This is a genomic window from Streptomyces sp. NBC_00582 (assembly GCF_036345155.1).
GTDB lineage: Bacteria > Actinomycetota > Actinomycetes > Streptomycetales > Streptomycetaceae > Streptomyces.
The window spans coordinates 10,767,608-10,791,786 of record NZ_CP107772.1; the positions used below are offsets into that span (position 1 = coordinate 10,767,608).

20 protein-coding genes are annotated in these 24,179 nt (G+C 68.9%); 7 read left to right on the top strand and 13 right to left on the bottom strand.

Annotated features, from left to right (window positions below; genetic code table 11):
• Positions 1–71: 71 nt before the first annotated feature.
• The 5 genes from OG852_RS49005 to OG852_RS49025 all read right to left on the bottom strand — a co-directional run bounded on the left by OG852_RS49005 (position 72) and on the right by OG852_RS49025 (position 7,085).
• Positions 72–467: a hypothetical protein gene (locus OG852_RS49005; RefSeq protein ID WP_330346727.1), complete on the bottom strand. Its 396-nt coding sequence runs from the start codon at positions 465–467 to the stop codon at positions 72–74.
• Positions 467–2,959: a hypothetical protein gene (locus tag OG852_RS49010; protein WP_330346726.1), complete on the bottom strand. Its 2,493-nt coding sequence runs from the start codon at positions 2,957–2,959 to the stop codon at positions 467–469. Before OG852_RS49010 ends, OG852_RS49005 begins: the two co-directional genes overlap by 1 nt.
• Positions 2,956–4,794 (bottom strand): hypothetical protein, encoded by a 1,839-nt coding sequence (locus tag OG852_RS49015; protein WP_330346725.1) that lies wholly within the window; start codon positions 4,792–4,794, stop codon positions 2,956–2,958. Before OG852_RS49015 ends, OG852_RS49010 begins: the two co-directional genes overlap by 4 nt.
• A gap of 110 nt (positions 4,795–4,904) precedes the next feature.
• On the bottom strand, positions 4,905–6,359 hold the full coding sequence (locus OG852_RS49020; RefSeq protein WP_330346724.1) for a site-specific integrase: 1,455 nt from the start codon (positions 6,357–6,359) through the stop codon (positions 4,905–4,907).
• Between the two features lie 102 nt (positions 6,360–6,461).
• A complete protein-coding gene (locus OG852_RS49025) occupies positions 6,462–7,085 on the bottom strand; it encodes a hypothetical protein (RefSeq protein WP_330346723.1) in 624 nt (207 codons plus the stop codon).
• Positions 7,086–7,418: 333 nt separating this feature from the next.
• On the opposite strand from OG852_RS49025, the gene OG852_RS49030 reads away from it, so the two are divergent.
• The 3 genes from OG852_RS49030 to OG852_RS49040 all read left to right on the top strand — a co-directional run bounded on the left by OG852_RS49030 (position 7,419) and on the right by OG852_RS49040 (position 9,658).
• Positions 7,419–7,655 carry a hypothetical protein gene (locus tag OG852_RS49030; RefSeq protein ID WP_330346722.1) on the top strand — a complete coding sequence of 79 codons (237 nt, stop codon included), beginning with the start codon at positions 7,419–7,421 and terminating at the stop codon, positions 7,653–7,655.
• A 501-nt stretch (positions 7,656–8,156) separates the two neighbouring features.
• Complete coding sequence (locus OG852_RS49035) at positions 8,157–8,699, top strand: hypothetical protein (protein ID WP_330346721.1); 543 nt, start codon at positions 8,157–8,159, stop codon at positions 8,697–8,699.
• Positions 8,696–9,658 carry a hypothetical protein gene (locus tag OG852_RS49040; RefSeq protein WP_330346720.1) on the top strand — a complete coding sequence of 321 codons (963 nt, stop codon included), beginning with the start codon at positions 8,696–8,698 and terminating at the stop codon, positions 9,656–9,658. The genes OG852_RS49035 and OG852_RS49040 overlap by 4 nt, the downstream gene beginning before the upstream one ends.
• Before the next feature lie 525 nt (positions 9,659–10,183).
• On the opposite strand, the gene OG852_RS49045 is transcribed toward OG852_RS49040, so the two are convergent.
• The 3 genes from OG852_RS49045 to OG852_RS49055 are packed head-to-tail and all read right to left on the bottom strand — an operon-like array spanning position 10,184 to position 11,664.
• Positions 10,184–10,888, bottom strand: a complete 705-nt coding sequence (locus tag OG852_RS49045; RefSeq protein WP_330346719.1) for a hypothetical protein — start codon at positions 10,886–10,888, stop codon at positions 10,184–10,186.
• The gene (locus tag OG852_RS49050; protein ID WP_330346718.1) at positions 10,881–11,444 is read right to left on the bottom strand and encodes an RNA polymerase sigma factor; all 564 of its coding nucleotides are present in this window, start codon (positions 11,442–11,444) and stop codon (positions 10,881–10,883) included. Before OG852_RS49050 ends, OG852_RS49045 begins: the two co-directional genes overlap by 8 nt.
• Positions 11,437–11,664, bottom strand: coding sequence for a hypothetical protein (locus tag OG852_RS49055; protein ID WP_330346717.1), 228 nt, complete (start codon positions 11,662–11,664; stop codon positions 11,437–11,439). Before OG852_RS49055 ends, OG852_RS49050 begins: the two co-directional genes overlap by 8 nt.
• A 160-nt stretch (positions 11,665–11,824) precedes the next feature.
• Here OG852_RS49055 and OG852_RS49060 point away from each other — a divergent pair, with 160 nt between their 5' ends.
• Entirely contained in the window at positions 11,825–11,986 is a 162-nt protein-coding gene (locus tag OG852_RS49060) for a hypothetical protein (RefSeq protein ID WP_330346716.1), read from the top strand.
• A 16-nt stretch (positions 11,987–12,002) separates the two neighbouring features.
• Positions 12,003–12,227 carry a hypothetical protein gene (locus OG852_RS49065; RefSeq protein ID WP_330346715.1) on the top strand — a complete coding sequence of 75 codons (225 nt, stop codon included), beginning with the start codon at positions 12,003–12,005 and terminating at the stop codon, positions 12,225–12,227.
• 996 nt (positions 12,228–13,223) lie between these two features.
• On the opposite strand, the gene OG852_RS49070 is transcribed toward OG852_RS49065, so the two are convergent.
• The 5 genes from OG852_RS49070 to OG852_RS49090 form a co-directional block, all read right to left on the bottom strand.
• Positions 13,224–16,247 carry a Helicase associated domain protein gene (locus OG852_RS49070; RefSeq protein ID WP_330346714.1) on the bottom strand — a complete coding sequence of 1,008 codons (3,024 nt, stop codon included), beginning with the start codon at positions 16,245–16,247 and terminating at the stop codon, positions 13,224–13,226.
• 9 nt (positions 16,248–16,256) lie between these two features.
• Entirely contained in the window at positions 16,257–17,276 is a 1,020-nt protein-coding gene (locus OG852_RS49075; RefSeq protein ID WP_330346713.1) for an ATP-binding protein, read from the bottom strand.
• Complete coding sequence (locus OG852_RS49080) at positions 17,270–19,390, bottom strand: Mu transposase C-terminal domain-containing protein (RefSeq protein ID WP_330346712.1); 2,121 nt, start codon at positions 19,388–19,390, stop codon at positions 17,270–17,272. The genes OG852_RS49075 and OG852_RS49080 overlap by 7 nt, the downstream gene beginning before the upstream one ends.
• Positions 19,391–19,467: 77 nt before the next feature.
• On the bottom strand, positions 19,468–20,106 hold the full coding sequence (locus OG852_RS49085) for a TnsA-like heteromeric transposase endonuclease subunit (RefSeq protein ID WP_330351360.1): 639 nt from the start codon (positions 20,104–20,106) through the stop codon (positions 19,468–19,470).
• A gap of 276 nt (positions 20,107–20,382) precedes the next feature.
• A complete protein-coding gene (locus OG852_RS49090; protein ID WP_330346711.1) occupies positions 20,383–22,938 on the bottom strand; it encodes a DEAD/DEAH box helicase in 2,556 nt (851 codons plus the stop codon).
• Positions 22,939–23,265: 327 nt separating this feature from the next.
• Between OG852_RS49090 and OG852_RS49095 the strand changes: the two genes are divergently transcribed.
• Together OG852_RS49095 and OG852_RS49100 are read left to right on the top strand one after the other, a co-directional pair.
• Positions 23,266–23,559, top strand: coding sequence for a hypothetical protein (locus OG852_RS49095; RefSeq protein ID WP_330346710.1), 294 nt, complete (start codon positions 23,266–23,268; stop codon positions 23,557–23,559).
• Between the two features lie 105 nt (positions 23,560–23,664).
• Positions 23,665–23,832 (top strand): hypothetical protein, encoded by a 168-nt coding sequence (locus OG852_RS49100; RefSeq protein ID WP_330346709.1) that lies wholly within the window; start codon positions 23,665–23,667, stop codon positions 23,830–23,832.
• Positions 23,833–24,179 lie beyond the last annotated feature (347 nt).

Here is a 24,179-nt window from a genome sequence, read left to right on the forward strand (position 1 = left end):
TTCGACCGAACGTGATCACGAGCGGTGGTCGACCACCATCGCGCACGCGCTCCGTGCTCCCTTGGAAGTGCTCACTCGGAGGAGGGGAGAGGGGCGAGTCTTCGGTCGTTGTCGCGCTTCTTCAGGGCGAGGTTCTCGTGGTAGAGATTCGCGGTCACCGTCGCGAGGGCGTCGAGTTTGCCGTTGAGTTGTGTGATCTCGGCTCTGGCCTCGCGAAGCTGCTTGCGGAGTTGGGTGATCGTCTCGTCCCGGGCGACCTCGCCGGGGGTGCGGAGGACCGGGCGGGCGACCTTGGCGTTCCACTCGGCGAGGATGTCGTCGGCGCGGTGGACGGTCGCGTGGCTGACCTGGGCTTCTCGGGCGAGGTTCTCCTTGGTGAGGGCGCCGTCGGTGTGCAGCGGTTCGCTGGCCAGTAGCCGGGCCATGGCCTCGCGGAGCTTGGTGGCGGTCTTGGCGGACACTGGCATCAGGGGGTGACTCCTTCTTGTCGAAGCGCGCGGGTGATGCGCTGGACGTCGGCGAGACGGATTAGGACGGCTTCGCGGCCGGGCGGTGACAGGCTGAGGTCCTGGGCTCTGGTTGTGAGGTCGTCTTCCTCGGCGATCCAGATCGGTGCGTGTCGGCGGGTGATCACGGAGTTGCGGCAGCGGTCGGGTTGGCAGGCGCCGATCAGAGGGGCCGTGCCGCGCTGATCGGCGGGCAGCTCGTTCTGGCACTCGGCCTGCGGGGCGTCGAACATGCAGTGATTGATGGTTCCCAGGTGGAGGTTGGTGAACTGGGTGGCGAGCAGGGCTGCCTCGGCCTGTTCATCGGCGATCTGCGCCCGTAGGAGGGGGTCCTCGTTCATGGTCGAGATGACCTGGTCCAGGCCGGCATGCAGCCGGTCGGCGCCGGGCCCGACCGCGACCTTCTCGCCTGTCCGGCGGGCCCTGAGCAGGTCGACCAACCGGAGTGCGGCGGCGTACTCGAGTTGCTGGTCGAACTCCTTGGCCCACGTGGTGTCCATCTGCGCGTAGCCCTGCGTGGTGCAGTTGGCCAGTGCCCGGCGGGCAGCGTGCTTCAGCTGGAGGCCGAGGGCGACTTCGGAGCCCGGTTCGCGCCCGGTGATCACCGACATCGTTCGCCGGAACATGTGCGAGCGGACATGCGCGTCGGGGATCGTCTCCAGTCCGTAGGCGTCGGCGCTGGCGTTGACGTGCGTGATGAAGTAGTCGATGTCTTCGGCGGCGATGATGCCGCGATCGCCGCGGTTTTTCTTGCCACGGGGTGGCTTGAGGCTGGCGAACAGGTGGGTGGGGTGCCATGACAGTTGTCCCGCGACGGCGATGGCCTCGGCGACCGGATCGATGATCCACCAGAACGACTCCGGCCGTTCCGGATTGTGCTTGAGCTTGTGAGATCTGATGGCCGGGGACCCGTAGTAGGTGGTCACGGCGTCGCGCTGGATCTCCTGCACTTCCGAGTCGCGCATGAGACTCGTCGCGATGACAAAGACGTAGCAGGCTGCCCTGAGCATGCGTAGCTCGACGGTCAGTTCCGCCTGGGTGATGTGCGTGCGCCAGGGACGGGTCGTGCCATCCTTGCAGGTGATGTGGGCGGCGCCGGGGCAGGGCTGGGGGATCGACCAGTAGCGGTTGGCGGCCATCACCACGGTTCGCCTTGCAGCGACAGCATCCGCGACAAGTTGGCGCCGGGCCCGTCCCGACGCCGCATGCGAGGTGAAGCGATCGCCGGTCGGGATGCCCCAGATCAGGCGGGCGAGGGTGCTCCAGATCACCGTTCCCGCCTGGCCGACGCCGTCGTCGGCCGACCGGATGGGAACGCGGTTATCCGGGTTGGCCAGCCACTGCCGAAGCTCCTCGTCGATCACTGCTGCGGACGGGCGGGCGCCAGCGGGGGCATGGCGGGGAGCATTCATGACGGCTGCGGCGACTTTTCCTCGGACCGCCTGCGTGCGGCCCTGGGCGACCACGGCGAGGACGGCCGCCCGGCGGGCCAGGGCGCGTGCGCGCGGCGCGCGGCCGTGGGTGGCAAAGATGCTCTGCTGCTGTCCTGCGGTGATCAGCTCGCTGAGAACTGTCCAGATGGGGTCGCCTGCCTTGGTGCCGTGCCGGTTGACGGCGTGAACCGGCACGCGGTGGCCTGGGTCGGCCAGCCAGGCGGCGATCTGGGCATCGGTGTCGTCGGCGGTCCTGGCGACGTGCCGACGAGGTGCCCCTTGGCCGAGCTCCACGGCCAGGTGCTCGAAGTGGTCTTTCCAGCGCAGGATGTCGGGGGCGAAGGTGTGGACGTACGTCCAGGCGGCGCGGATCAAGGGCCACCAGGTCTGCGGTGGGATGGTCGGGGTGGCCAGCGCAGCGTCGTCCGTGGTGGCGTTGAGCACTGCCTGCCGTCCGAGCTGGGCGGCGGAGCGGTCGTCCCACGGGTCGTCGAACGGCGTGACGCCGGTGACGACCGCGGCGAGTTCCCGCAGGGTACGGACGGCGCCCACGTGGTTGGCCGCCGTCGTGTCGCCGACCGTCGCGGCCAGCTCGTCCAGGAAGGACTGCCAGTCTGCCGCAGCCCAGCGGCCCGGGTCCGCCGGAAGGCCCTGCCGCCGTCCCCACCTCAAGATCACCCGCAGCTTCTGGCAGCACATCTTGACCGTCGGGAAGGCCACCGGCTCGGCCGAACGGTAGATGGCCGCCTTCCGCAGTACTCGGTGAGTGGGGTTAAACTGGGCAAACGCGATCTCCCGCAGCTGCAGGGTGATCAGCGGGTCCTCCGGCGCGAAATGGATCTTGTATCGGGTGGGAGGCTGGTTGGCGGGGCGGCCGATGCAGTCGCCGGACCAGAAGTCGGTGTCGCCGAAGCGCGGGACGACAATGCCAGCGACGAGGCGGTAACCGGGGCCGAAGACCGGCTCGTCGTCGCGGAAGTGGGCCGAGACGGCGGGTTGGAGTGCCGACTGAGGTGTCATCGGTCGAATTCCGTTCGCTGGCCCAGCGGTAGGTCAAGACGAAGGCCCAGGTCGAGGACCTGCTGACGGGCGGCGGGCAGCAGGTCGGCGCATTCGGCGAAGACTTCCTGCAGCGCGGCTGCCTGGCGGCCCCAGAGTGCCTGCCATTGGGGCGGAGGAAGCGCGGCCCGCATCCGCTCCATGTGATCGGACAGCATCAGCAGCCGTGGCAGCTGGGACGTGAAGATCACCGCGTTGCGGCAGAGCATGCACATCGCCGGCCCAACATGGCATACCTTGCCGTCACTTCGGTGGGGAGAGTCGTAGGGGTCGCGACAGTGCGTGAGCCCCATGTCCAGCTCGCCCGCGCGGATCGCCTTTGCCTCCGTCGAGCTCAGCCCCAGCGACTCGGCGACCCCCCGCTCTTCCAACTGGGGCTCGGCGGCGGCATCGACGAACACCGGTTTTTGCGCGACGCGTTGGAACACCCACTGCTGGGACCGGTTGATGGCCTGTCCCGCCAGGACGTGCGCGGTCGTGCCGTGAGCGTAGTGGCCGCGGTAGATCTCGACGTGGTGGTCGTCGCCGGCCAGGTCGGTGAGCGAGCCGCCCAGGACGACCGCGCGGACCACCTTGGCCGTCTTGCGTAGGCGCCGGACATCGTGTGGCCAGGAGATGACCAGCGGTCGCCCCTCGCTGTCGTGTTGGACAGCGATCCAGTGCGTGAACCGCCGTTGGTCGTGGGTGAACTCGGCGTATGTGGCGCCGAGCCCGCCGGTGTCCTTGCGGTAATCCACCGCCAGGAACAGCCACTGCTCGCTGGCGAAGGCATCCCGGGCCGGGGCGGTGATCGCCAGTAGACGTCGCAGCAGGCCGGGAACGTCCCAGGCGCCCGACCCGGCGAAGTACGGATCTTCCTCACTGCGGCATGTGGTCTGCTCCGGGTGAAGGTCGGCCCGGATGCGGCTGGCCCTGTTCTTCTGCTGGACCAGTCGCACTCCGCCGTCGGTGAACTCGATGTCGGGGACCTTCAGATCGTGGAGTTCCTCCGGGGTCGTGTCGGACATGCCCAGAAGAAGCAGGACCCGGAAGGCGTGCAGGTCCATCTCGTCGGCGAACAGGGTGTGTCCCAGGGCCCTGACCAGGGCCCGGACACCGGGGCGCCGAGTTTTGCCGTCGTTCTTCCAGGTGGTCAGCAGGCCGCGGATCTCCGGCGGCCACCACTTGGGCTCAGAGGGCAGTTCCCGCTTCAGAACCTTCGAGTTGATCATTCCGGCGCGGGCGGCCCAGAGCAGGTTGGGCAGACTGCGCCAGCCGCCGTCCCGGGGGTCCGTCCCGACGGCCAGGAGATCGCTGCCGCGGTGGAGCCGGGCCTCCGTCTCCCGTACCTGTTCGCGGGCCGCGTCCCGCAGGGCGATCCGCTCGGCGTTGGTGAACTCATCCAGCGGCTTGCCCCGCGGAGCGCGGAAGGCGGTGGGCGCCTGGGTACGGGCCTTCAGGTTCTCGCAGACCCTGGCCCCGGACGCGGCGCGTTGTTCGATCATGGCCAGCAGGGCCTTGACCAGCGTGTAGGGCTGCTTGGACCGCGGAAACTCCCGGCGCAGCGCCTCCTCCCAGGCATAGACCACCTCGACGAGGTCGATGTCATCACGGTCCAGCCGCACACGGGCCGGATCCAGGCTGCGTGCCCGGACGTACTCGTCCGTGAAGGCGGCGAACTTTCTGACAGCCCCGCCATAGTTGGCGCCGCCGTCGCCGATCCCCAGGGCGCGAGTGATCCGCACCCACTCGTCCGCGAGCTGTGCCGCCAGCACCGAACATCGGTAGTCCGCAGGATTGATGCTGTGGCGCTTCACCCGGCCCCGGTGTTCCGAGGTGACAACCCGGATCCCGGTGTGGTCCAAAGCAGGCCTCGGCGGCGGGCCCTCGGCGCGGACCCGAACCTTGCGTTCGCCGCGGCGGGCCATCAGACCGCCCCCGCCCCGACCAACACGGCCGCGTAGTCGACGTAGGTCTTGTCCCGGTCGTTCCACTCCGCGATCGCTTGACTGACCAGCAGATTCGTGGTCCGGATGTAAGTGAGATACCGAAGCGTGGAGCTTGGGCGCCGGTGTCCCAACAACCGCTGCAGAATGAGCAGCGGATTCCGCGAGAGATGATCGGCGAGGTAGGCACCGTGCCCGCCGGCAGCCAGCCGCTCGGACTCCTCCCGCAGGACCAGCTGCGTCAGCATCTGCAGCATGTAGATCGCGAAGGTGTGGCGCGTGTCGTGGATCCGCAGCCGGGCCGGCATCACCACCTCGGCCTCGTGCTCGTCGCTGATCCGGAGGCTTCGTAGGTGGGCCTCGTCAAAGATCTGCTCCCAGCGCTGCTTGGACAGCATCCGTCCGCCGCGGCCGACGAACAGGGCCATCGGCTCCAGGCCGAGGTTGCCCTCGATGACGGCGACCCGGCGGATCTCGGCGGGCATCGCCTCAACGCGGAAGGTCCGGCGCCGCCCGTGCAGGGTGCCCCGCAGCTTCATCTGCCGCAGGTCGACGTCGTCGACAACGAACAGTTCATGCCGGCGCCGATGCAGGGCCTTCACCGAGGACCGCACCATCGCGGCCCGCTCAGTGCGGCGATACAGATCGATCTCTCGCAGCGTCGCGTGCTGGACGGCCACTACCCGCGGCAGCCCGAACTTGGCGATGGCCTGCAACATCACCTCAGCCGGGGAGGCGTCCCGACGCGGCGGGCCGACCTCGATGTCGAGCAGGCAGCTGAACTCGCGCAGCCGCATCCCCGTCGTGATTGCCAGTTCGCCAGCCACGCTGTTGCGCAGCGGGGAGCGGCCCCGGAAGGCGGGATCAACCGGGCCGTCGGGGAGACAACCGCGCAGGCCCACCTGCTTGAGGAACCGCCACTGCCGGAAGGTCAGGTGACGCACATCCAGCTCGGTCGTGGCGCCCCAGGCCAGCACATCCCGCCCGTTGCCACGGCGAAAGTACGGCCGCTGATCGAGCAGCCTCGCATCGACGGCCCAGTCGTAGAAGTTGTTGATCAGCGACCGGCGCTTTCGCCATGTGGCCGGCTTGTCCGGCGCCTCACGGTGCTCGGTGCAGTCCTCCCGGTAAGCCACCAGATCGTCTTCCGTGGCCGAGGCCAGGTCGGTCGGCACGGGGAGCTGGCCTAGGAAGTCGACCAGGTCCAAGGCGTCGTACGTGTAATCCTCCAGGGACTTCGCCTTGAGCGACTTCGACAGCTCCAGGAAGAACGAGCACAACGGCTCGGCCGGACGCATCCCGGGATCAAGGAAGAAGGGCGTGCCCTCCTTCACCGCCCCGGGCCGCTGTACGTACGCCACCGCATCGAGATCGACTCCCGGCGGTGCCTCGTAGAACCGACGCACCTTGCCGTGAGACACAAAGAAGTGATCCACCCCAACTCCCTCTGACACAACAAGAGTCCAGGGAACCTAACGGTCTCCCCGCTCTCCCGGTGTCGCCTCAGATGCCACATGAGACAGCCAGAGTTACTTGTCCTAACGCAGCTGCTCCCAGTCGACCTCGGGATGGGCAGGGATGACCCCGTCGACGGACGCCGTGGTGTAGAGCGCGACGTCGACGGCCCCGGCCCGGCTCGTGCCGAAGCGGACCTCGATCGACTGCGGTGAGCGGACCCAGCCGAGCCGCACCATGTGGTCGAAGTCGGCACGCCGTACCCGGAGCCGGGCGGCGGCTTGCTCGGGTCCGAGCGGGGTGTCGGCGGCGACCAGGTCCGCCAGGTCCTCGCGGCGGCAGACCTCCGCGACCTGGCCGGGGTGGTGCAGCGTCCCGTCCGGGTTCGCGCTCAGGTCGACCAGCAGGCCGCGGTCGACGAACCGCCGCACCACGAAGGCCGTGACGTTCGCCTTCTCGCCGATCACGTTCGGGGTGCCGAGTGCGTCGGCGATCCGGTCCGCCGCCACGCCGCCGCCGATCGGCGGGGACGACATCGCGGCCCGGATGGCGTCGGCGTCCAGAGCCTCCACAGCGGCCCGGGACCACTGGTAGGACGACGCGTCCGGGTCAGGGATGAGGCCGGTGTGGCGGGCCCACCGGAAGGCCGCTGCGGGCACCTTCAGTCGCTTGGCGGCCTGGCTCGCGTCGTACTCGGTTCGTCGCATGAGATCACCTCTCGCTCGTTCGCCGGAAGCGGCGGGACAGAACATGACAGAGCACACTAAAAGCTGTCAATACCCCCTGGAAATAGGCAAGTTGGACGCGCACAGCTAGGACTGCGCCCGCGTACGCGAAGGAAAATCACCCGCCCGGGTGCCGCTCCAGACCGGGCGAGACCGCCGTGATGGGGGCGACCACAGGCCCGACCATGAGGCCGACCATGACGGTCGCGACCCCCGACCATGAGGCCGACCACGCTGGTCGCGACCCCCGACCACAGCACCGGACGGGGCGTGTCCGAAGTGACACGTAATTCGAACAAGCGATCTAATGCCGGTATGGACGTGACCGACTTCCCCGACGACCTGGTGCAGACGCAAGCCGCCTGGAACGCCACCTACCAAGCACTCGCCGCACCCCGTCCCCGCGACACCACCGCCCTGCGCCGCCGCCTGCTGCTCCTGTCCGTACGGCTGTGGTGGCACCCCTACTGGGAGACCGTCCCCTCGGTGCCGGCGGCACGGTCCGAGCTGCGCCACCTCGCCCGCGCCCACGGAGCTGTCCGGGCCGCGTGACCGGTCGCCCCGGTCGACCAGGAGCACGAGGTTGCGCTGGGTGTTGCGCCTATCTGTTGCGCTGGAGGTTGCGCCAAGGGTTGCGCTGGGTGTTGCGCGGCCCGCAGGACCGTCTCCGTGTCCGCGCAGGTCACCACGTTGTTTTGCCGTGGTCGGATCGCTGACATCCCCGTTGCGGCTGCTCTGCCCATGTCCCTTGGCTGGAGTGAAGGAGGAAGGGACGGGCGGGATGGGCGGAGCGGCCACGGCCGGGGATCGGGGCGCGCCCAGCCGGTTGCGCGTCGACCGGGGGCCGCCGCGCTCCGCCGCCCGTCAGGCCGGGGCGACCCGGGGCAGGCACCGATGCGCGGGGTTGATCGGCATGGTTTCGGCCACTGCATCTGATTGCCCGGCGGGTCCCGGACAGCTGCGGGTACGGTCGATCGGTTTGACGGCTGGCGGTGGCTGCCGGTGGGAAGTGTCCGGTCGGCGTGTCGTCGCATCGCGGGTGGGGGTGGTTCGGTGGGCAGCACCGAGCAGGAGATCGAGGAGCAGTTCGCGCAACTTCAGCAGAAGGTCGGCGCTCGCCATGCCGAGGTGCTGAAGCACTCCGACGGCGACCAGTTCCCGGTGGAGTACGCCCGGCTGGTGAACGTCACCAGCAAGCTGGTGGAGTTCGAGAAGACGATCCCCGAGCGGCTGGCCGAACCCGAGCGCAGACGCAGTGAGCGCATCGTGACGTGGTCCTGGCGCGGCCAGGCGGCCGTCGCCGCGGTGCTCATCGCGCTCGTCTTCGTCCTCGACCGCTCGACCTGGTGGTTAGTCCTGCTGGGCCCGCACTTCATGGGAACGGTGGCCGGCTGCTTCCAGAAGGTCGATGCCGAACAGCACCGTGACCGCCGCTTCGGAGCCATCGGACTGCACGTGGTCGCGCTCCTGATGGCCCTCATCAGCCTGAGCGTGATCAGCCGGTGGTTCATCATCGCCGCCGCCGTGGGCTGGATGCTCGTCGCCGGGTCCTCGATGGACAGCACAGGCGCCGAGCCGAAGGAGGCGCGGCGGTGAGCGACGACTACAGCTACCAGGTCCGCCGTCTGGAGACCCGGACCGGCGGGATGGAGCACGAACTGCACTCGCTGCGCTCGAAGCTAGGGGAGGTCGAAGACCTCGACTACGAGCTGCGCGACATCCGGGGCGGCATCCGCAGCCTCGAGGACGACCTTAGCACCGTCCGCAACGACCTCACCGAACTGGACGACGACGTACGCGGCCACATCCAGGACACGGATCAGTCCCTCAAGCGGCTGACCGGCCGCGTCCAGGCCCTCGAAGCCCACCTGCTCGCCGCGGGCGGCGCCCCACTCGCCGACCTCGACACCATCGACCCGGAGTGGAAGAAGCTGGCCAGGACCGCCAACCACGGCTGGCACGTGCGCTCCGGCCTGCTCCCCAGACACCAGCGCGAGGCCCACCGCCTCAAGGTCCGCGAGTACGAAGGCGCGGTCGCCGAACGCGACGAACACCGGGACAAGGTGGTGGAGGCCGCCGGCATCCTGGCCAGTCAGCCGCGCACCTCCCGCGAGTTCAAGCAGGCCGTCATGGACTTCGGCATGTCCCGCACCCTCGCCGAGAGGAACGATCAGCGGGCCCGGCAACTGGCTGGCCCCGCCCAGACCGCCCAGGCCGCACTGGCTCAGGATGACTCTCTGAGGCAGGCGAAGGCGTCGCTGATCGAGCAGGGCGACAAGGCGGAGAGGAAGCTGAACTGGCTGTTGCGCGGCCGTCTGGCCGACGCGATCCGCGACCGCGCCCTGCTGCCCATGTGGTTCGTGACCGTGCTCGGTCCCGTGCCGCCGGCGCACAAGACGCAGGAGTGGATGGACCTCGCCACCCAGGTCCTGGCCTACCGGGTCACTTACGGGATCACGGACCACGCCGTCGCGCTCGGACCGGCGCCTGACGAGTACGTGCCGCGCCGCACCGAGTGGTACGGCGAACTCACCAAGGACCTGCGCCGCTGGTAGCCCGCGTGGGTGTGCAGCCCCACACGTACGAGACCCCGGGCATCTGCGGCCCGGGGTCTCTCTGTGCTCTGGGATGTCCGACCGGTTCAACGACCCGCCGGCGGGAGCGTCACGCCCACTCCACGCCCAGCTCCCGCAGGGCGGCCATGTCCAGGAGCGGTTTTTGTGATCGGTGGTCGGTGGGCTGACCTGCTCTGATCACTTTGGTGTGCGCCGTCGGTCGAGGGCTACGAGCGCGGCAGGGGTGGGGTAAGAGGTGTGGTGCCGGACCTCGGGTGGGCTTGTGATCTGTGGGTTTGCCAGATGGTGCGTTGATTTGTCAGGTCGTGTCATCTGCGCTGGCCGGTGTTCATGTTCGTTGATCGCTGGTATGGGGCGCTGTCTTCTACGGGGCTGGGAGGCAGCGCGGCAGGCGGGGTACCCGGGGGGACCGACGAAATGGTCGCCGGCAGTCGTCCGTCGGTGAGTTGGCTGACGATCTGGTGAGGTCGTCGGCGGTGAGCGCGTCATCCGGGTGGGGGTGACTCAGGCGGGGAGGGGCTGGTCGAGGTCCTCTTCGATCTGGTTGAGGAGGTGGTCGAGGATGCGGTGTGCCTGGGTGATGCGTTGTGTGGCGCCGTCGAGGGTGTCGAGGGCGTCGTCGAGGAGCACGGCGTGGGGGTCTGCGGCGGGGCTTTCCAGTGTCTGCGCGACGGTGGTCCAGGCCGTGTTGACGCAATCGTGGATGTCGTTGAATGCCGCGGTGTTCTGCGTCCTCGTGAGTGTCCTGCCTCGTGCTTTGGTGATGAGCCGCGAGATGACCAGCTGAGCGTGGGTCAGCTTGGACCGTGCGGTCTCCAGGGATGACGGGCCGTTGTCCGTCATGCTCACAAGGCCGTGGAACTGGTCGCTGGTGTGCTGCAGGAGGTCGAGGGCTTCCTGTAGCTGCTGGTTGTCGTCGATGCGGGTGCGTTCGCCGGGACGCCCGGTGTTGTGCAGGTTCGAACAGCGCAGGGCATCCCCGTTCAGGCCGGCGGCCGGTCGCGGAGGAGCGGGGCAGGAAGGAAGGGAAGCGAGCTGCTGAAGACCGTCCGTGAGATCGAGGGCGTCGTCGAGACACTGGGACAGTTCTTCGTCGGCAGCCGCAAGAAGCTGATCCAGACGTGTATCAGCAGCCGTGGGGCGGCCATCTCCCTGGACGGTGTCACCCTCGGGGACCGTTGTCTCCCGGGACATGGTGTGTTCACTCATCGCGGCCCCCTGTCTTCTCAACGAGAGTCTGCTGCAGTCGAAGCCGGGCGCGGCTTCGGTTCTTCCTGACGGCGGCTTCCTGCATATCAAGCGCTTGGGCGATCTCCTGGTCGGTGAAGCCGTCCTGGGCCCACGCCATGACGTGCCGCTGCAGCGGTGGCAGTTGGGCCAGTGCGTTCAGGACCCGCTGATTTCCCTCTTTGAGGGTCACGTGGGCGATGGGACAGGTACCGCCTGGGCGATCGGGCAACGGGTCGTAGGGGGTGTCCCGTTGGCCCGTCTGACGCAGATAGCAGCGGTGAGCGACCTTGCGCAGCCATGCCCGCGGTTCCCGGATGCTGTCCCATTTCTCGATGGCTACGGTGAAGGCCTCATGAGCGGCATCGGCAGCCTCGTAGGGGGTCGCGCCGACCCGGACCAGGAACCGCGTCAGCTGCGGCATCTCGACGCGGTAGAGGTCCTCAAGACTGCTGGTCGTTAACGCGGGCGAGGCCCCGTCGATTTGTGAAGGCGCCTGTACCGTCTTCCCCGCCACGGGCGAGACCGACTCAGCCACGGCGGAACTCCGCCGGCTGCGCTCCCGTCACAACCTCGACCCTGCCGGGCCGTTCCAGCAGTCGGCTGCCGGGCGGCAGGTGCCGCACGCGCTCGCTGAGACCTTGCTGCTGCATCTCGGTTGTGCGCAGTTCGGTATGGCTGGCCATCCATATGTGCAGCAGCCGATACAACCAGCTGCACAGCATCAGCAGCCCGCCCCCGAGCACCGGATCCATCATGGTCCGCCTTCCCCGGCGGTGACCCGTTCACCTGCCGACACTATGTAGTGCACGCACCCCCGCCTTTTGTGACCCCGCCGTCCGTGACGTACGCCTCACAGACCCGTCAGCCGAACATTCTCAGGGCCTTTGCCCCGCCGGGAAGGAGAAGAACTCGACCATGGGCCTTCAGGTCGGGGACTACCGGAGGCAGGCACGTTACTTCGCGGGCAGGGCCGTGCTGGACGGTGCGGCGCTCACCGGGGCGCAGGAGCAGCTCGCGCGGGCGGGACTCGGGGCCGTGCTGCTGGCCGGCCTGCCGCGACATCGAGGCGGCGGCTGACGGTGAGGAGACCGGGGTGGGCCTGGCCCCGGTCCCCGGCAACAATCGTGCGCTGCGGGTGCAGTGGCAGCAGGACCCGAAGGCCGCCCATCACCTTCCCGCCGAGCTGTGCGATGCCCAGCAGGCCGTCATGAACCAGGCCGTGCGCGCGATCCTGTCCGCTCGCCGGTTCCGGATCGAGGACGGCCCGCTGGGCGAGGCCCCGGTCGTCCTTGATGTCCGGCCTCGTTGGCCGGGGTGATCGCTCCGGCCAGAGGCTGCGGCCTCGATCGGTGCGTCAGCGCCGGTAGCCAGCGCTGGTGCACCTTCAAAGCCTCGCGGAGCCAGCGCCACTGCAGGCCGCCTGTTCGTCTAGGTGGACGCCGGTGACTGGCTGGCGCTGTCTGGGTTCGCGGGCGGTTGTGCTCCTGGTGGTGGGTCGGGTGGTGGCTGGGGAGTGGTGGCGGGGGCTGTGGCTTGCCGGTAGGTGATGATGGCTTGGATTCTTTTTTCGGGGTCCGTTATCTGGTCGAGTGTGGCTGCGAATTTCTCATCGACCAGTGTTCCTTTTCGTTGTCGTGAGTGTTCGAGGATGAGGCTGGTGAGGGGGACGGCGAGGTATGCCGCGATGACGATGACTCCGACGGCCCACCAGGGTGCGCCGCCCAGGGCACCGGCGAGGACGGCGGGGAGTCCGGCCAGAAAGCCGGTGATGGGGGCGAGGGAGGACGAGTTCATCGCGTGGATGCCCTTCCAGCACGTGACGGCTGGGCCGCCTCATGCCTGAACAAGCCGCGGGAGGGCGGCTGGGACGGGGAGAGGCGGCACAAGGGTGCCGTGGTGTGAGGGCATGCCGAGGGCCGGCGCCGCCGTAGGGCGGGCCGGTGGTGTTTTACGGCAGGCCTGCTAGCCCCTTGGGGTGTGGGTTCGCTGTTCCCGTGGGGTTTTTCAGAGGCTTTGTTCGGCGGTTTTAGCGGAGGTTTTCTTCGGCTTTTTGGGCAGGGTGGGTCAGGGGGAGCAGCTAACAAAAAGACTGCTGATAAAGCCCTCAAGCCGGTTCATTTAACCTTCTCCGCGCCGCCTTTCTCTTACTCGTTGACCGCGTGCTTCTTCCAATGGGCACGCTGGACGTACCCACCAGTATCGCTCATCGCGGCGCCGCTCAGGGGCTGTTCGGCGACACCGTTACCGAAGTTCCCGGCCGCCGCTGCTCCAGGAAGCCACCGGAGTGCGAGCCGGTACCGGCTGGAGGCAACGTTCAGATGCTGACGAGGCCGGTGGTGGTGAGGAGTTGTTGTTGGCGGGGGTGGAGGAGTGGCAAGCTGCGTTGTTGGTTGTGGAGCCAGTGGCGGGTGGCCGGGTGGCGGGGGTGGGTGTGGGCGTGGTGGTAGGCGCGTTGCCACAGGATGGGCCAGGGAGGGTTCCACCAGGGGTCGATCGTGGCGAGCATCTGCTGGGTGGGGGAGGGGCTGGTCCGTTTCTTCGCGAGTTGGCGTTGGCTGTCGAGCCATGTGCCGAGGGGGAAGCCGTCGTGGACGGTTTTGATTGGCGGGCAGAGGTGGCCGTGTTCGGCTGCCCAGGTGCGGGCGTGTCGGAGGGCTTCGGCGTGGGGCCGGGGTCGGGGACTGGGCCGCCAGTGGCCGGCTGTCTGGGCGGTGATGCCGATAGCGTTCAGCAGGTGCTGCTGGCCGGGGTGGAGCTGGTCGTACTGGAGGCATGCCCGGGTGATCCAGGTGCCCAGGACTGTGCTCGGGGCGGGGATGCGGGCTGCGGGGTCGAACGGGCGGCCCGCTTTGATGTGGTCGCGGGTGCGGTAGTAGTTGCGTTGCCAGTGCAGGTCCCACGGCGGGTTCCACCACGAGTCGATCGCGGCGAGCTCGGTCAGGTGGGGTGAGGGCGGCAGACCGCGGCGTGCCCGGTCCTTGGCTCGGTTGCGCTGGCTGAACAGCCACCACCCCAGCGGATACCCGTCGTGCAGGGTGTCCCGGGGAGCTGCGAGGTGGCCGTGTGCGGCGTGCCAGGCCCGGGCGTGTGCGAGGGCTGTTTCGAAGCCCGGCCTCAGGTCGGGTCGGTGTCCGAGGCGGCTGTGGGGATCGCGGGGGCGCTTCGGCTCGGTGGCACGCCGAGTGCGGCGTCGACCCGGAACAGCCGCAGGGCCTGCAGCCTTTCTGGCGCGGCCGGCCTTGTCTTTCACGTCCGCGACCGGGGTCGCCGTCGGCCTCTTCGGGGCCGTACGTGCATGTTCCAGGGTCGTGCGGGCCACCTCGGTGGTGATGCCGATACCGACGAGGAGTTGCCGCTGCTCGGGGTGGAGTTCGCCGTACGTGGCGCACTGGCGCCATAGCCAGTCGGCGGCACCGGAGTCGTCGAGGGCATTGAAGCCGTTCTCGGCCTGGAGGCGGTGGCCATCTGCGGCGTTGCGGGCACGGTGATAGCTGCGCTGCCACGTCAGGTGCCAGGGTGGGCACCACCAGGGGTCGATGGCGGTGAGGGCCTGGGCGCGGCCGGCGGGCAGGGGCCGGTGGCCAGTGCGCTGGTAGTTGCGTTGGTTGGCGAGCCACTGTCCCAGGCGGAAATCGCCGTGGACGGTTGCCGAGGTCACGGAGGCGAGGCTGCCGTGTTCGGCGGCGTAGGAGCGGGCGTGGGCGAGGGCTTCTTCGGCGCCGGCCTTGAGGTTGCGTCGTCTGGGCCGGGCGGCAGCGGCTGCCGCGGCGTCGATGCCGATCTGGGTGAGGAGGCGTTGTTGTTCGGGGTGGAGGGTGGGGTAGCGGGTGCACTGTAGGTATAGCCATTCGCCGAGGCTGTAGCTGGTGGTGGGGAATCCTCGGGCTGGCTTGAGCGGGCCATGGGTCTGGTGGTGGGTGCGGGCTTGGTGCCAGGTGCGCTGCCACAGCGTGCTCCAGGGCGCGTTCCACCACGGGTACAGCGCGGTGAGGGCGGCGGCTTGGTGGGCGGGCATGCGGGTGTGGCGTGCGCGGGTGTTGGCGAGCCATTGGCCCAGCGGATAGTCGGCGGGGGTGTCTTCCTTGGGCACGGCGAGGTGCCCGTGCTGCTGGTGGTAGGCGTGGGCCTGGGCCAGGCCTGTCTGGAAGGCTTGCTCGGCCTGGAGGCTGTGGCCGCGTAGGCGTCTGGCGGGCTTTGCCGCGGGCTGGGTGCCGTCGGCGGCCGGAGCGTGGGGGAGGAGGTCGCTGAGGGTGCGGGGCCGGTGTGCCGAGTGCACCGCCCATAGTGTCTTCTGCGCCGCGGGTGCGGCGACCGCGCGGGTGTGTACGCAGGAGTGGGCCCAGGTGAACAGAGGCCCGTGGGTGACGGTGGCGAGGTGGTGGGCGAGCCACGGCCGCCCGAGCTGGCCGGCGAGCTCGGCCAGCAGCTGAGGCAACTCGCCAAGCCGATAGGGAAGATGGCCGCGCGCTTGGGCGATGGTCTGCTGCTGCCAGTAGGGGCTGGCCACTACCTGCGCCACGGCGACGGTTTCCGGATAGGTGATCAGGTCGCGGGCGGCCGTCTTCCACCAGCCAGGATCGGCGCCGACGGGCCGGGTGGCATCGAGGCGGGCCGGCCACAGATGCTCCTCGTTCGGCCAGGGCTGGTCCCACCAGGATCCGGTGACAGCACGGGCGACTTCGAAGGCCTGCGCACCGGCGGGGCAGTGGCGCAGCAGTCGGACATGCCGTCGCTGGGCGTCGACCACCTCCGGGCACCGGCCAAGGGGCACGGGCAGGCCGCTGGTTCCGGGCAGGAACAGCAGCCAGTACTGGTGGCGTGCGCAGACCCGCTCTCCAGGTGTCAGGTACCGGCGGGCGGGCATGCGGCGGCCGGTGCGGGCGGCACAGCAGGAGGGGCAGGCGGGCCCCCACGGGGCGACGGCTTCCTCACCGCGGGTCAGGCGGCCGGCCGGGCCGCCTGGGTAGTGCGCGTGTGGTTCTGCCCGCGCCCACGCCGGCAGAGCTCGTTCCAGCACCGCCGCTGGAACGCGGCTGAGGGCGCACACCCGCTCGCGTGCCTGGGCGTTGAGGTGGATCTCGCTGTCCGGGTACAGCATCCCGGCGACGTTTTGCCGACCGTCGGTCTCGGTGATGGCGGCGAGCAGGTCCCGCAGGCCGAGGTGGTAGCGGGCGGCGAGCCGGTTCAGGAACGACAGCGTCAGCTCCCCGTGCAGCGGTGCCACGCGTCCGGCCGCACCGCCGGCCAGTGCCGTGACGAGGACGCCGGACGCTGCCGTCCGTTCCCCGCCGTTGGCCGTGCTGCGGACCGCCGCACGAGACGGATGCTGGTGTGCCATCTGCGCGCACTATGCCCGGCGAGGGCGGTGGGGCCGGGCCTGGGCTTCGGCTGCCGCGTCGAGCTCGACCTCGCTCAGCAGCTGCTTGGTGATCCGCTCGGCGCCTTCGGTGAGGGCAATCAGGGCGGCTTCGCGGATGAGGTGAGAGAGGCTGCCGATCCGCCCCGCAGTGCGGGCATGGAGGTAAGCGGCATGCTTGACCAGGATTCCGGGCCGGTGCGCGCGCAGCCTCAGCAGGTCCTCCATGGCCCGCACGAGGTCGTCCCAGACAGCCCGGTCCTGCTCGGTCGCATACGCCAGCGGACGGTGGCGGAAGATCTTGAAGCGGCCGGCAATCTGCGCCCCGCGCACCCCGCTCAGCAGCGAGGAAGTCTCGATGTCGATCGCGGAGTACACGAAGGTGGCCGGGATGCGTTCGCCGAGGTACTTCAGCTGATCGGAGGTCTCAGCTCCGGCGCGCCGCTGGGTGTCCAGGAGGTGGACGTCGTCGATGAGGACCAGCTGGGTGCCCAGCTCACACAACAGGTCGCATACGGCGCCAGTGATCTGGGTCTGGTTGAGGCGGTCGGTGATGGGCATGCCGAGGAACCGGGCGAACTCGCTGACGAGCATCTTCGGGGTGGCGGCCGGCGGCACGCTGATGAACAGCACAGGCCTGCGCTCTGCCTGTCCTGGGTGCTGGCGAGCGTCAGCCAGATGGAAGGAACGCCCCAGTGCCATCATCGTCGTGGTCTTACCCGTCGTGGCCGGACCAGAGATGATCAAACCGCGGCGGGCGCCGGCCTGCTGGCGGCGGTTGACCAGCAGCAGCCGGCGCACCGCGGTGAACACGCTGTCCATGGCGGGGGTGCGCATGACGGCGAGTTCGGAGTGGTAGTCCTCGCGCTCGGCCTGGGACCAGGCTGGATCGGCGGCGTCGCGCAAGGGTGCCGGGGCACGGCGGACGAAGGCGTCCCATCCCTGCCATACGGTCGGAGGGGCCAGCGGTGCGAACCCCGCGGCGTCGTTCGAGACGAGCGGACTCACCATCGCAGGCATTCCTCAAAGGGGTCGTAGACCGTGACCTTGGCGCGGCGCGCAGCAGGTACGCCAGCTCCCTGCACTGGAGCAGCCGAGGAGTTGCTCGGCTGTGCACCTTCAGCCGGCCAGGCGTCCACGGCGCCGTCGTCGGTCAGGGGCTCCTCGTCGTCCTCACTGTCGTCAAAGACGTCCTCGTCGGCGGGCTCAAGCACCTCGGCCTCCGGCTGCTGGCCGTACAAGATCCCCCACACCGCACCGTCCGTTGCGGCGGTGCGGGTGCGGGCGGTGACGACCTTCTCCCGGCGGGTGCCATGTCCGGCGGCGGCGCGTTCCAGCAGCTCGCGCAGGGCAAGCGCCAGGTCGTGTTCGTGCTGGGCGCGGTGGGTGCGGCGGGCGACGGTGCGCTTGATGTACTGCCAGGTGAAGTCGGTGAACGGTGCGCTGACCAGGGTGTGGTGGATCCACGGCACGGCCTCCCACTCATATCCGCGCGGCTGGTCAGGCTTCGGCAGGCGTACCCAGACCTGGCCGGGTGCGTGCGGGTTGTAGTGGATCTCCCACAGGCCGTCCGCCGCCGGGGAGCGCTCGCCGCGGTAGGGGTTGAGGGCCTTGTGGTCGTAGGTGCGGTAGTCGATGCGGATGCCGTAGTCGTTGATCTTCTGCCTCTTCACGGGCATCAGCTCGATGTAGTCCTCACGGCCCAGCGGCACCGGGACGTACCCGCATACGGCGACCAGTGCCGCCCACATCTCGTGCGGCGACAGCGCACAGCGGGGCATCATCGGGTGCCGTAGCCCGTCGTGCTTGCGTTCCTGCCACCCGCAGATGATCCACTCCTGCAGCAGGTCGTTCAGCTGGGCCAGCGTCCACACCGCCTCGCCTTCGGCGTCCTGGCCGCGCTCGCCAGTGTGCGAGCCTGTGTAGGCGGCCACGTGCTGCACGAACAGCGTGTTGATCGAGGAGAAGGTGCGCTCCACGTGCCCCTTGGCGGGCCCGTTGCCCGGCGGCGTGGGCTGCACGGAAATGCCCAGCGACTCACAGGCGGCGATGAACGAGGACGAGACGAACACATTTCCCTGGTCGACCACGATGGTCTGCGGGGTGATCACCGGCCGCGCCGCGGCACCTTCCAGCCGGGCATCCACGCTCAGCAGCCGCTCGTAGGGCACTACCGAGTGTTCCATCGCCAGCGCCTCGGACCAGGTGGGCCGCATCGGCGCCGGGACCATCATCTGCGCCAGCAGTTGCGCCGCGTCCACGCTGCGGGTCCCTTTCGCACGCAGCACGGCCGCGCAGATGGTGCGGGTGGCCACATCCAGCGCGATGGTCAGTTCCGGACGCTCCACCACCCCGTCGTCGAGCACCACGAAGGCGTCCAGCACGGTGCTGTCCATCATCACCAGCTCACCCGGCGCCATCACCGTCGTCGGGACGAACGGGGGAGCCGGCCGGGCTGATCGCCAGCGGCGTTGCCGCGCACTGCCCAGTAGCCCGCGTCCGTCGGCGAGGGCGTGCACGAGCCGGTTGAACGTCGCACTCGAGGGCAGGGGCACCACCCCCTCTCCGTACTGCTCGGCCAGCAGCCGCTCGGTGTATACCCGCAGCCGTCCCCGCGTCCCGCTGGAGCGCTCCCGCCCGGCCTCCAGCACCTCCCGCAGGGCGGCTACCACCCGCTCGTCCGCCCGCCCCAGGACGGACCGTGGCCGGGTGGCACGGTGGTCCACCAGCCCCCACACCCCCTCACGGCGGTAGCGGGCCCGCATCCGCCGCACCGTCACCACGCTGGTGGGCATGCCGGCCGCCGACAGTTCCGCCGCCTTCGCTTCCTCCCGCTGCGCCAGCGTCCGCGCCTGCGGGTCGTACTCCGCCCGCGGCGGACCTGCCGCACCCGGCTCGCCCGGCTGCCCCGTCTCCACCTCCCGCACATGCCGCTCCCACGCCAGGGCTCGTTCCCGTACCGCCTCGGGCAACGACTCCAGCAAGCCCAGCGGCGGCACGCTGGGCCCTCCCGGCGCATCCAGGACTTTGAACCCCACATCGGCGAACAGCAGCGACAGCAAAACCGCTGCTACCGCACCGTCCTCGGCGACCAGCCGCACCTGACCGTCAGCAAGGGCCGCCACCGTCCAGGTACACCCCCCGAACCGGACCTGGCACCCCAGCTCCACGACCGGCCTGCCCGGTACTTTGCTGTCTGTCCTCACTCTGCCGCCTGCGCCCACACCGGCATCCGCTCATGCATCGGCGCCCCCAGGTCCGCCGCCAGCCGTCCCGCCCACAGAGCATGAAAGAGCGCAGGAAGCACTACCAGCGGATCCCCGATCCTGCGTACGCCCTCCCATAGCGGCGCGGGCTCGGCGAACGCCTCCTGCAGCGCGGCAGCCAGCAACCGACCACCGTGGTGCCGCGGGTGTCGGTATCCGGCCAGCCAGGTCGCATTGCGCCGGTAGATCGCGTCAACAGGCCCGAGCACCCAGTACTGCCAGCCCGCCGCCGTACAGATCTCTCCCACCATCGCAGCAAGAGACCGCTGGCGCCGAGACAGCTCCCCTCTCCCTGTACAGTCGACGAGCACCCCTTGGCCACCTGCCAGCCGGAGCATCAGCTGAGGAGCATGCGCCCGCATCCCGCTCGACTCGCGCCACCGCAGTTCAAGCGGCCGGGCGGCCAAGCCGCTGACGCGCGGGTCGCGATCGAGGAGCATCACGTGCAGTCGCATCGCCGCAGATCCGTAGTGCACCAGCCGCCCAGTGGTTGACGACCACCACCATCCCGGCGCCATCCGCTTGCCCTTGCGAGCTGGGAACGGTTGCAGCGGTGGGCACCGCTCAAACGCCACCTCGGGAGCAGCAGTTGGCCATCTCAAACACTTTGTCGTTCTGTCGGCAGCCAGGAAAAGCACGTCCACGGACTCAACGTCGGTCTGCCCGGCCTTCTCCATGTCCCGCCCCGCACTGTGCACACCAAGCTCAACGGCTCGTCGGCTCATCGGGTAATGGGCACAGCCCCGGTGGTGCTAGGAGGTGCTTTCATGCCCGACCTGCCGCAGTGCCACCGGCGGTCTCCCTGCCAACGGATCGACTCGAGGGCGCCACAGGGCAAAACCCGTCGGAATCTACGTCCAGCGCATGCCGATGGCGGAGAGCTGTTCGATCCGTTCCGGCGACAGCGTCGCGGCTCTAGATCTCTGATTCCCGATCCATGCCCCGAGCTTGATCTCTCGTTCCTCCTGGTCCCCGCTGCTCGCGCCGTCGCGAGCGTCGTCCCCGCTGGCGACGGCGATCCGTTCGACATGCTGCCTCGGTACTTGAAGGTGTCCCTCGCGCTCGTGGAACTGTCTGGCGGCAGCGTAGTTGAGCGCCCACTTGTCGGCCTGTGTGCGGCGCAGACGCGGCTTCTCGTCCTCGGTCGCGGGCTGGATGCCGAGGATGTTCTCGCACATCCACTGCTGGACATTGGTGAGTTTGTCCCCGCCGAAGCGCACTGTCTTGACCCATCGTCCGAGGTCCTCGCCCTGGCGTACGACGATGCCCGGCTCGCTCGGTAGCGTGCCGCCGGCTTCCAGGTGCTGCCGGGTGAGGTGGAAGGCGCGTTGCCATTCCACCGGCCAGGTGGGGCACCACGATGGGTCGATGTCCTCGAGCTGTTCGCGCCGCTCGGCCGACAGCACCCAGGCCGACGTCGTCTTCACTGGAAGGCCCTGGGTCTGCCGTTGCTCGGCCTGCATGCCCCGGCGGGCGGCGGCCCGCGCGTTCTTCAGAAAGATGCCGATCTTGAAACCGTGGTGCGTGGCGTCCGTGGGGGCCAGAAGGTGGCCGTGTTCGGCCGCCCACCCACGGGCCGCAGTGAGCGCTTCCTCCCAGGCGACGTCGTAGTGCGACCACACCATGCCGAGCCGCTCCAGCTGCGCGATGCGGTCGTCGTCCATGTCCCCGCGGGCGTAGAACCTGCGAGCGTCGGCGATCCATTGCCCCAGTGGGAACCCCGCCAGGGAGGTGGGCCACTGTTCGGCTTCCGCCTCCTGGTCGTTCTTGGCGGGCACGCGGTACGTGAACGGCACGCGTAGGTCGCCGTGGAGTCGGTAGTAGATGGCGCCGGCTTCGATGCCGCGCCGCCAGTGGGCGTGTTCGGGGTTGAGGACGCGCAGGTTGATGAACGCGGCCAGCTGCGCGGGGTCACGCGGCGTGGAGAACTTCAGCAGTGCTCGCGCCGGCGGTGACAGTTCTCGGTCGCTTCGGTCGCTGCCGGCTGCTTCGTCTTCCTGGCCCCCGCTGCGGGTGTGCACGCCCCTGGCACGGCTTCGCGCCTGGGGCTCGGCGAGCTGCTCCACGATGCGGGCGTCATGCGCCCTGAGCGCTTCCAGGAGCTTGGCCAGGCCGCCGTACGCCCGGCTGGTGAGCATGTTGTCGGGTGTCTCCCCGGGCCCCAGCAGTACTGGCACCACGAGGGACGCCATTTTGCCTTCACCCGGCTGGATGCGCAGCGCCCGGCCGACGGCCTGGACGAGGTCGGGCATGGAGCCGCGCACGTCGGCGAAGTACACGGAGTCGCAGTTGCGGGTGTCCACGCCTTCGCCCAGGACCTTCACGGAACTCAGAAAGCCCTTCTCCACCACGGTGCCGTCCGTGGCGATGCCGTCGGCGAACTCCCCGAGAACCCGCCGCCGGTGGCTGGGCTTGTGGTCACCGCACAGCCAGTCCGCCCAGATCGTCTTGGGGTACACCTCCGGATCGCTGTCGTGCAGCTGTGCGGCGATGTCGGGAAGGCCGGCCGCGAATGCCTCGGCTTCCTTGACCACGTGGTGGAAGGTGAGGGTTCGGCGGAAGCCCTCCTCCGCGGCCGCCTTCACCAGGGCCGTCTGCAGCGCGGCGAGCCGGGCCCCGCGCACCTGGTCCGACCTGCCGTCCGCACCGAGCAGCACGGCGGCCTGGAGCTGGGTGTCGGTGACGTCCACGCACACCACCTGGTACGGCGCACAGATTCCCCTGTCGATAGCCTCCGACAACGTCAGGGTGAAACACCGGCTGCCGAACGGCCCGTTGGGGTCGTCTTCCATCGAGGCCACCAGCTCGCCCGGCGCGCCCTGCTCGGAGTCTTCGTCCAGCTGCCACAGCCGGGGCGTGGCCGTCATGTACAAGCGGCGCAGGGACGGAATCTTCTGATTGTTGTGCACGACTGCCCACGGCTTCCCGATCCGGCCGGAACAGCGGTGGGCTTCGTCCACGACGATCAGGTCCCAGCCCGGAAGGCCGGCCTCATGAGCGCGCTCCAGCGTGCCCAGCCCCAACGAGGCGTACGTGGCGAACACGGTCACCTTGTCGAACGGCTTCACCCAGGAGACCAGCTCGTCCACGTCCGTGGTGTTGGGGAAGGACACCTGATCCCCGCGCAGGGACGAGACCCCGATGATCGGGCCCGTGCAGCCGCCGGCGCGCCAGGAGGCCTCGGTCTGGGCGAGCAGGTCCAACGAGGGCACGAGCACTAGGACCCGGCCAGCGCGGAGCTCCTCAGCGCTCCGGGTAGCCACGAGGCTCTTGCCGGATCCGGTCGCCATGATCACCTGAGTCCGCAGGCCGCCCTCTGGTACAAGAGATCTTGCAGGCAATTCGAGGGCGCGAAGTACCCTGTCCACGGCTTCTCGCTGATGGGGACGGAGTTGCATCCCTGCCATTCCGATCTGTTTTCTCCTGTAGACCGGTGGGTGCTCTGACGTGACAGCAAGAGGAGCCCTGCACGTAGACGGCGTGTGATCGGCTACGGTGAGAGCATCGAGACTTGATCCCAGCAGCCGATCATGCGGGGGGAAGCGAGATCCCAAAGACTTCACACCCTCTCAGGCGTGCCACTCCATGAGTCCAGAGTCTATCTTGCATCACAAAGTGAAGCACTAAAATCGCTGGAAGCTCTTCAACAAGCCCTTTAAGACCCAGCCACTCCATTCGCCCCCAGTCGTCTTCCGGCTTGGTGGTCACGGCGTATCGGGGGTACACGGCTCCGCATGTCACCGAAGACCGAACGCATCATGCCCCTGCGCACCGTGCAACAGCTCCGCCGCATCCGCTTCTTCTACGCTTTGGGTGCCCTTCTGTGGGCAGCGTCCGCCCTGTGGAGCGGCTGGCAGGCACCGGGAAGCCCGCAGATGTGGGCATGCGTCCTCCTTTTGGCTGCCTTCAGTGGCCTCCTCGCCACCGCCAGCCTGTTCCTACGGCGTCTGCAGGGCCCTGAGGCGGGCCGGCTCGCGCATCACACAGCAGCAGAGAAGATGGCAAGGCCCCAGCACGCTCACGCCTGAGCACCCGCCCAAAAGGCTCAGTTACGGCCCCAAGAGCACGGGCTTATGCCTGACGAGGCCGTGACCGGGCATACGGGTTTCACCCCTTTGAGAGGAGCTCGTTTCATGCTTGGCATAGTCGCGGCGGTGTTGTTCTTCGTGGCGTTTTTGATCAACGCGGCGGATCTCAGCACCAACGATGCGTTCTCTTCGACGAATGTGATGCTGCTGGGGCTGACTGCCCTAGCGCTGCATGTGGCCGGGATCGGGAGCGGCTGGGCCCGCAGACGCTGACACAGGTGTGCTCGGTGACTAGCCCTCACCGAGCCACGACCTCCTTTCTCGTAGCCAGCCGGGCCCGCGTTAGCGGGCCTTGAGGGACTGGAGGCGAAGCCAGAAGGACCGGTAAGGCGGGGGAGCGCAGCGGACCCGCCGGCCAGGCTGCAGCGAAGCGGAAGCCTGGTTTAGCGGGACGTAAGTCCCGCCGGTCCGAGAGCGCAGCGAACGGACCGTCAACCCGGCCGCGCAGCGGCCGGGTTGTGCGGGTGGCGCAGCCACCCGCTCGCGCTCACGCGGAGCAGGAGCGCAACACCCGCGCGCAGCGCGGGTGTTCGCTTACTTCGGGCGCAGCCCGAAGGACC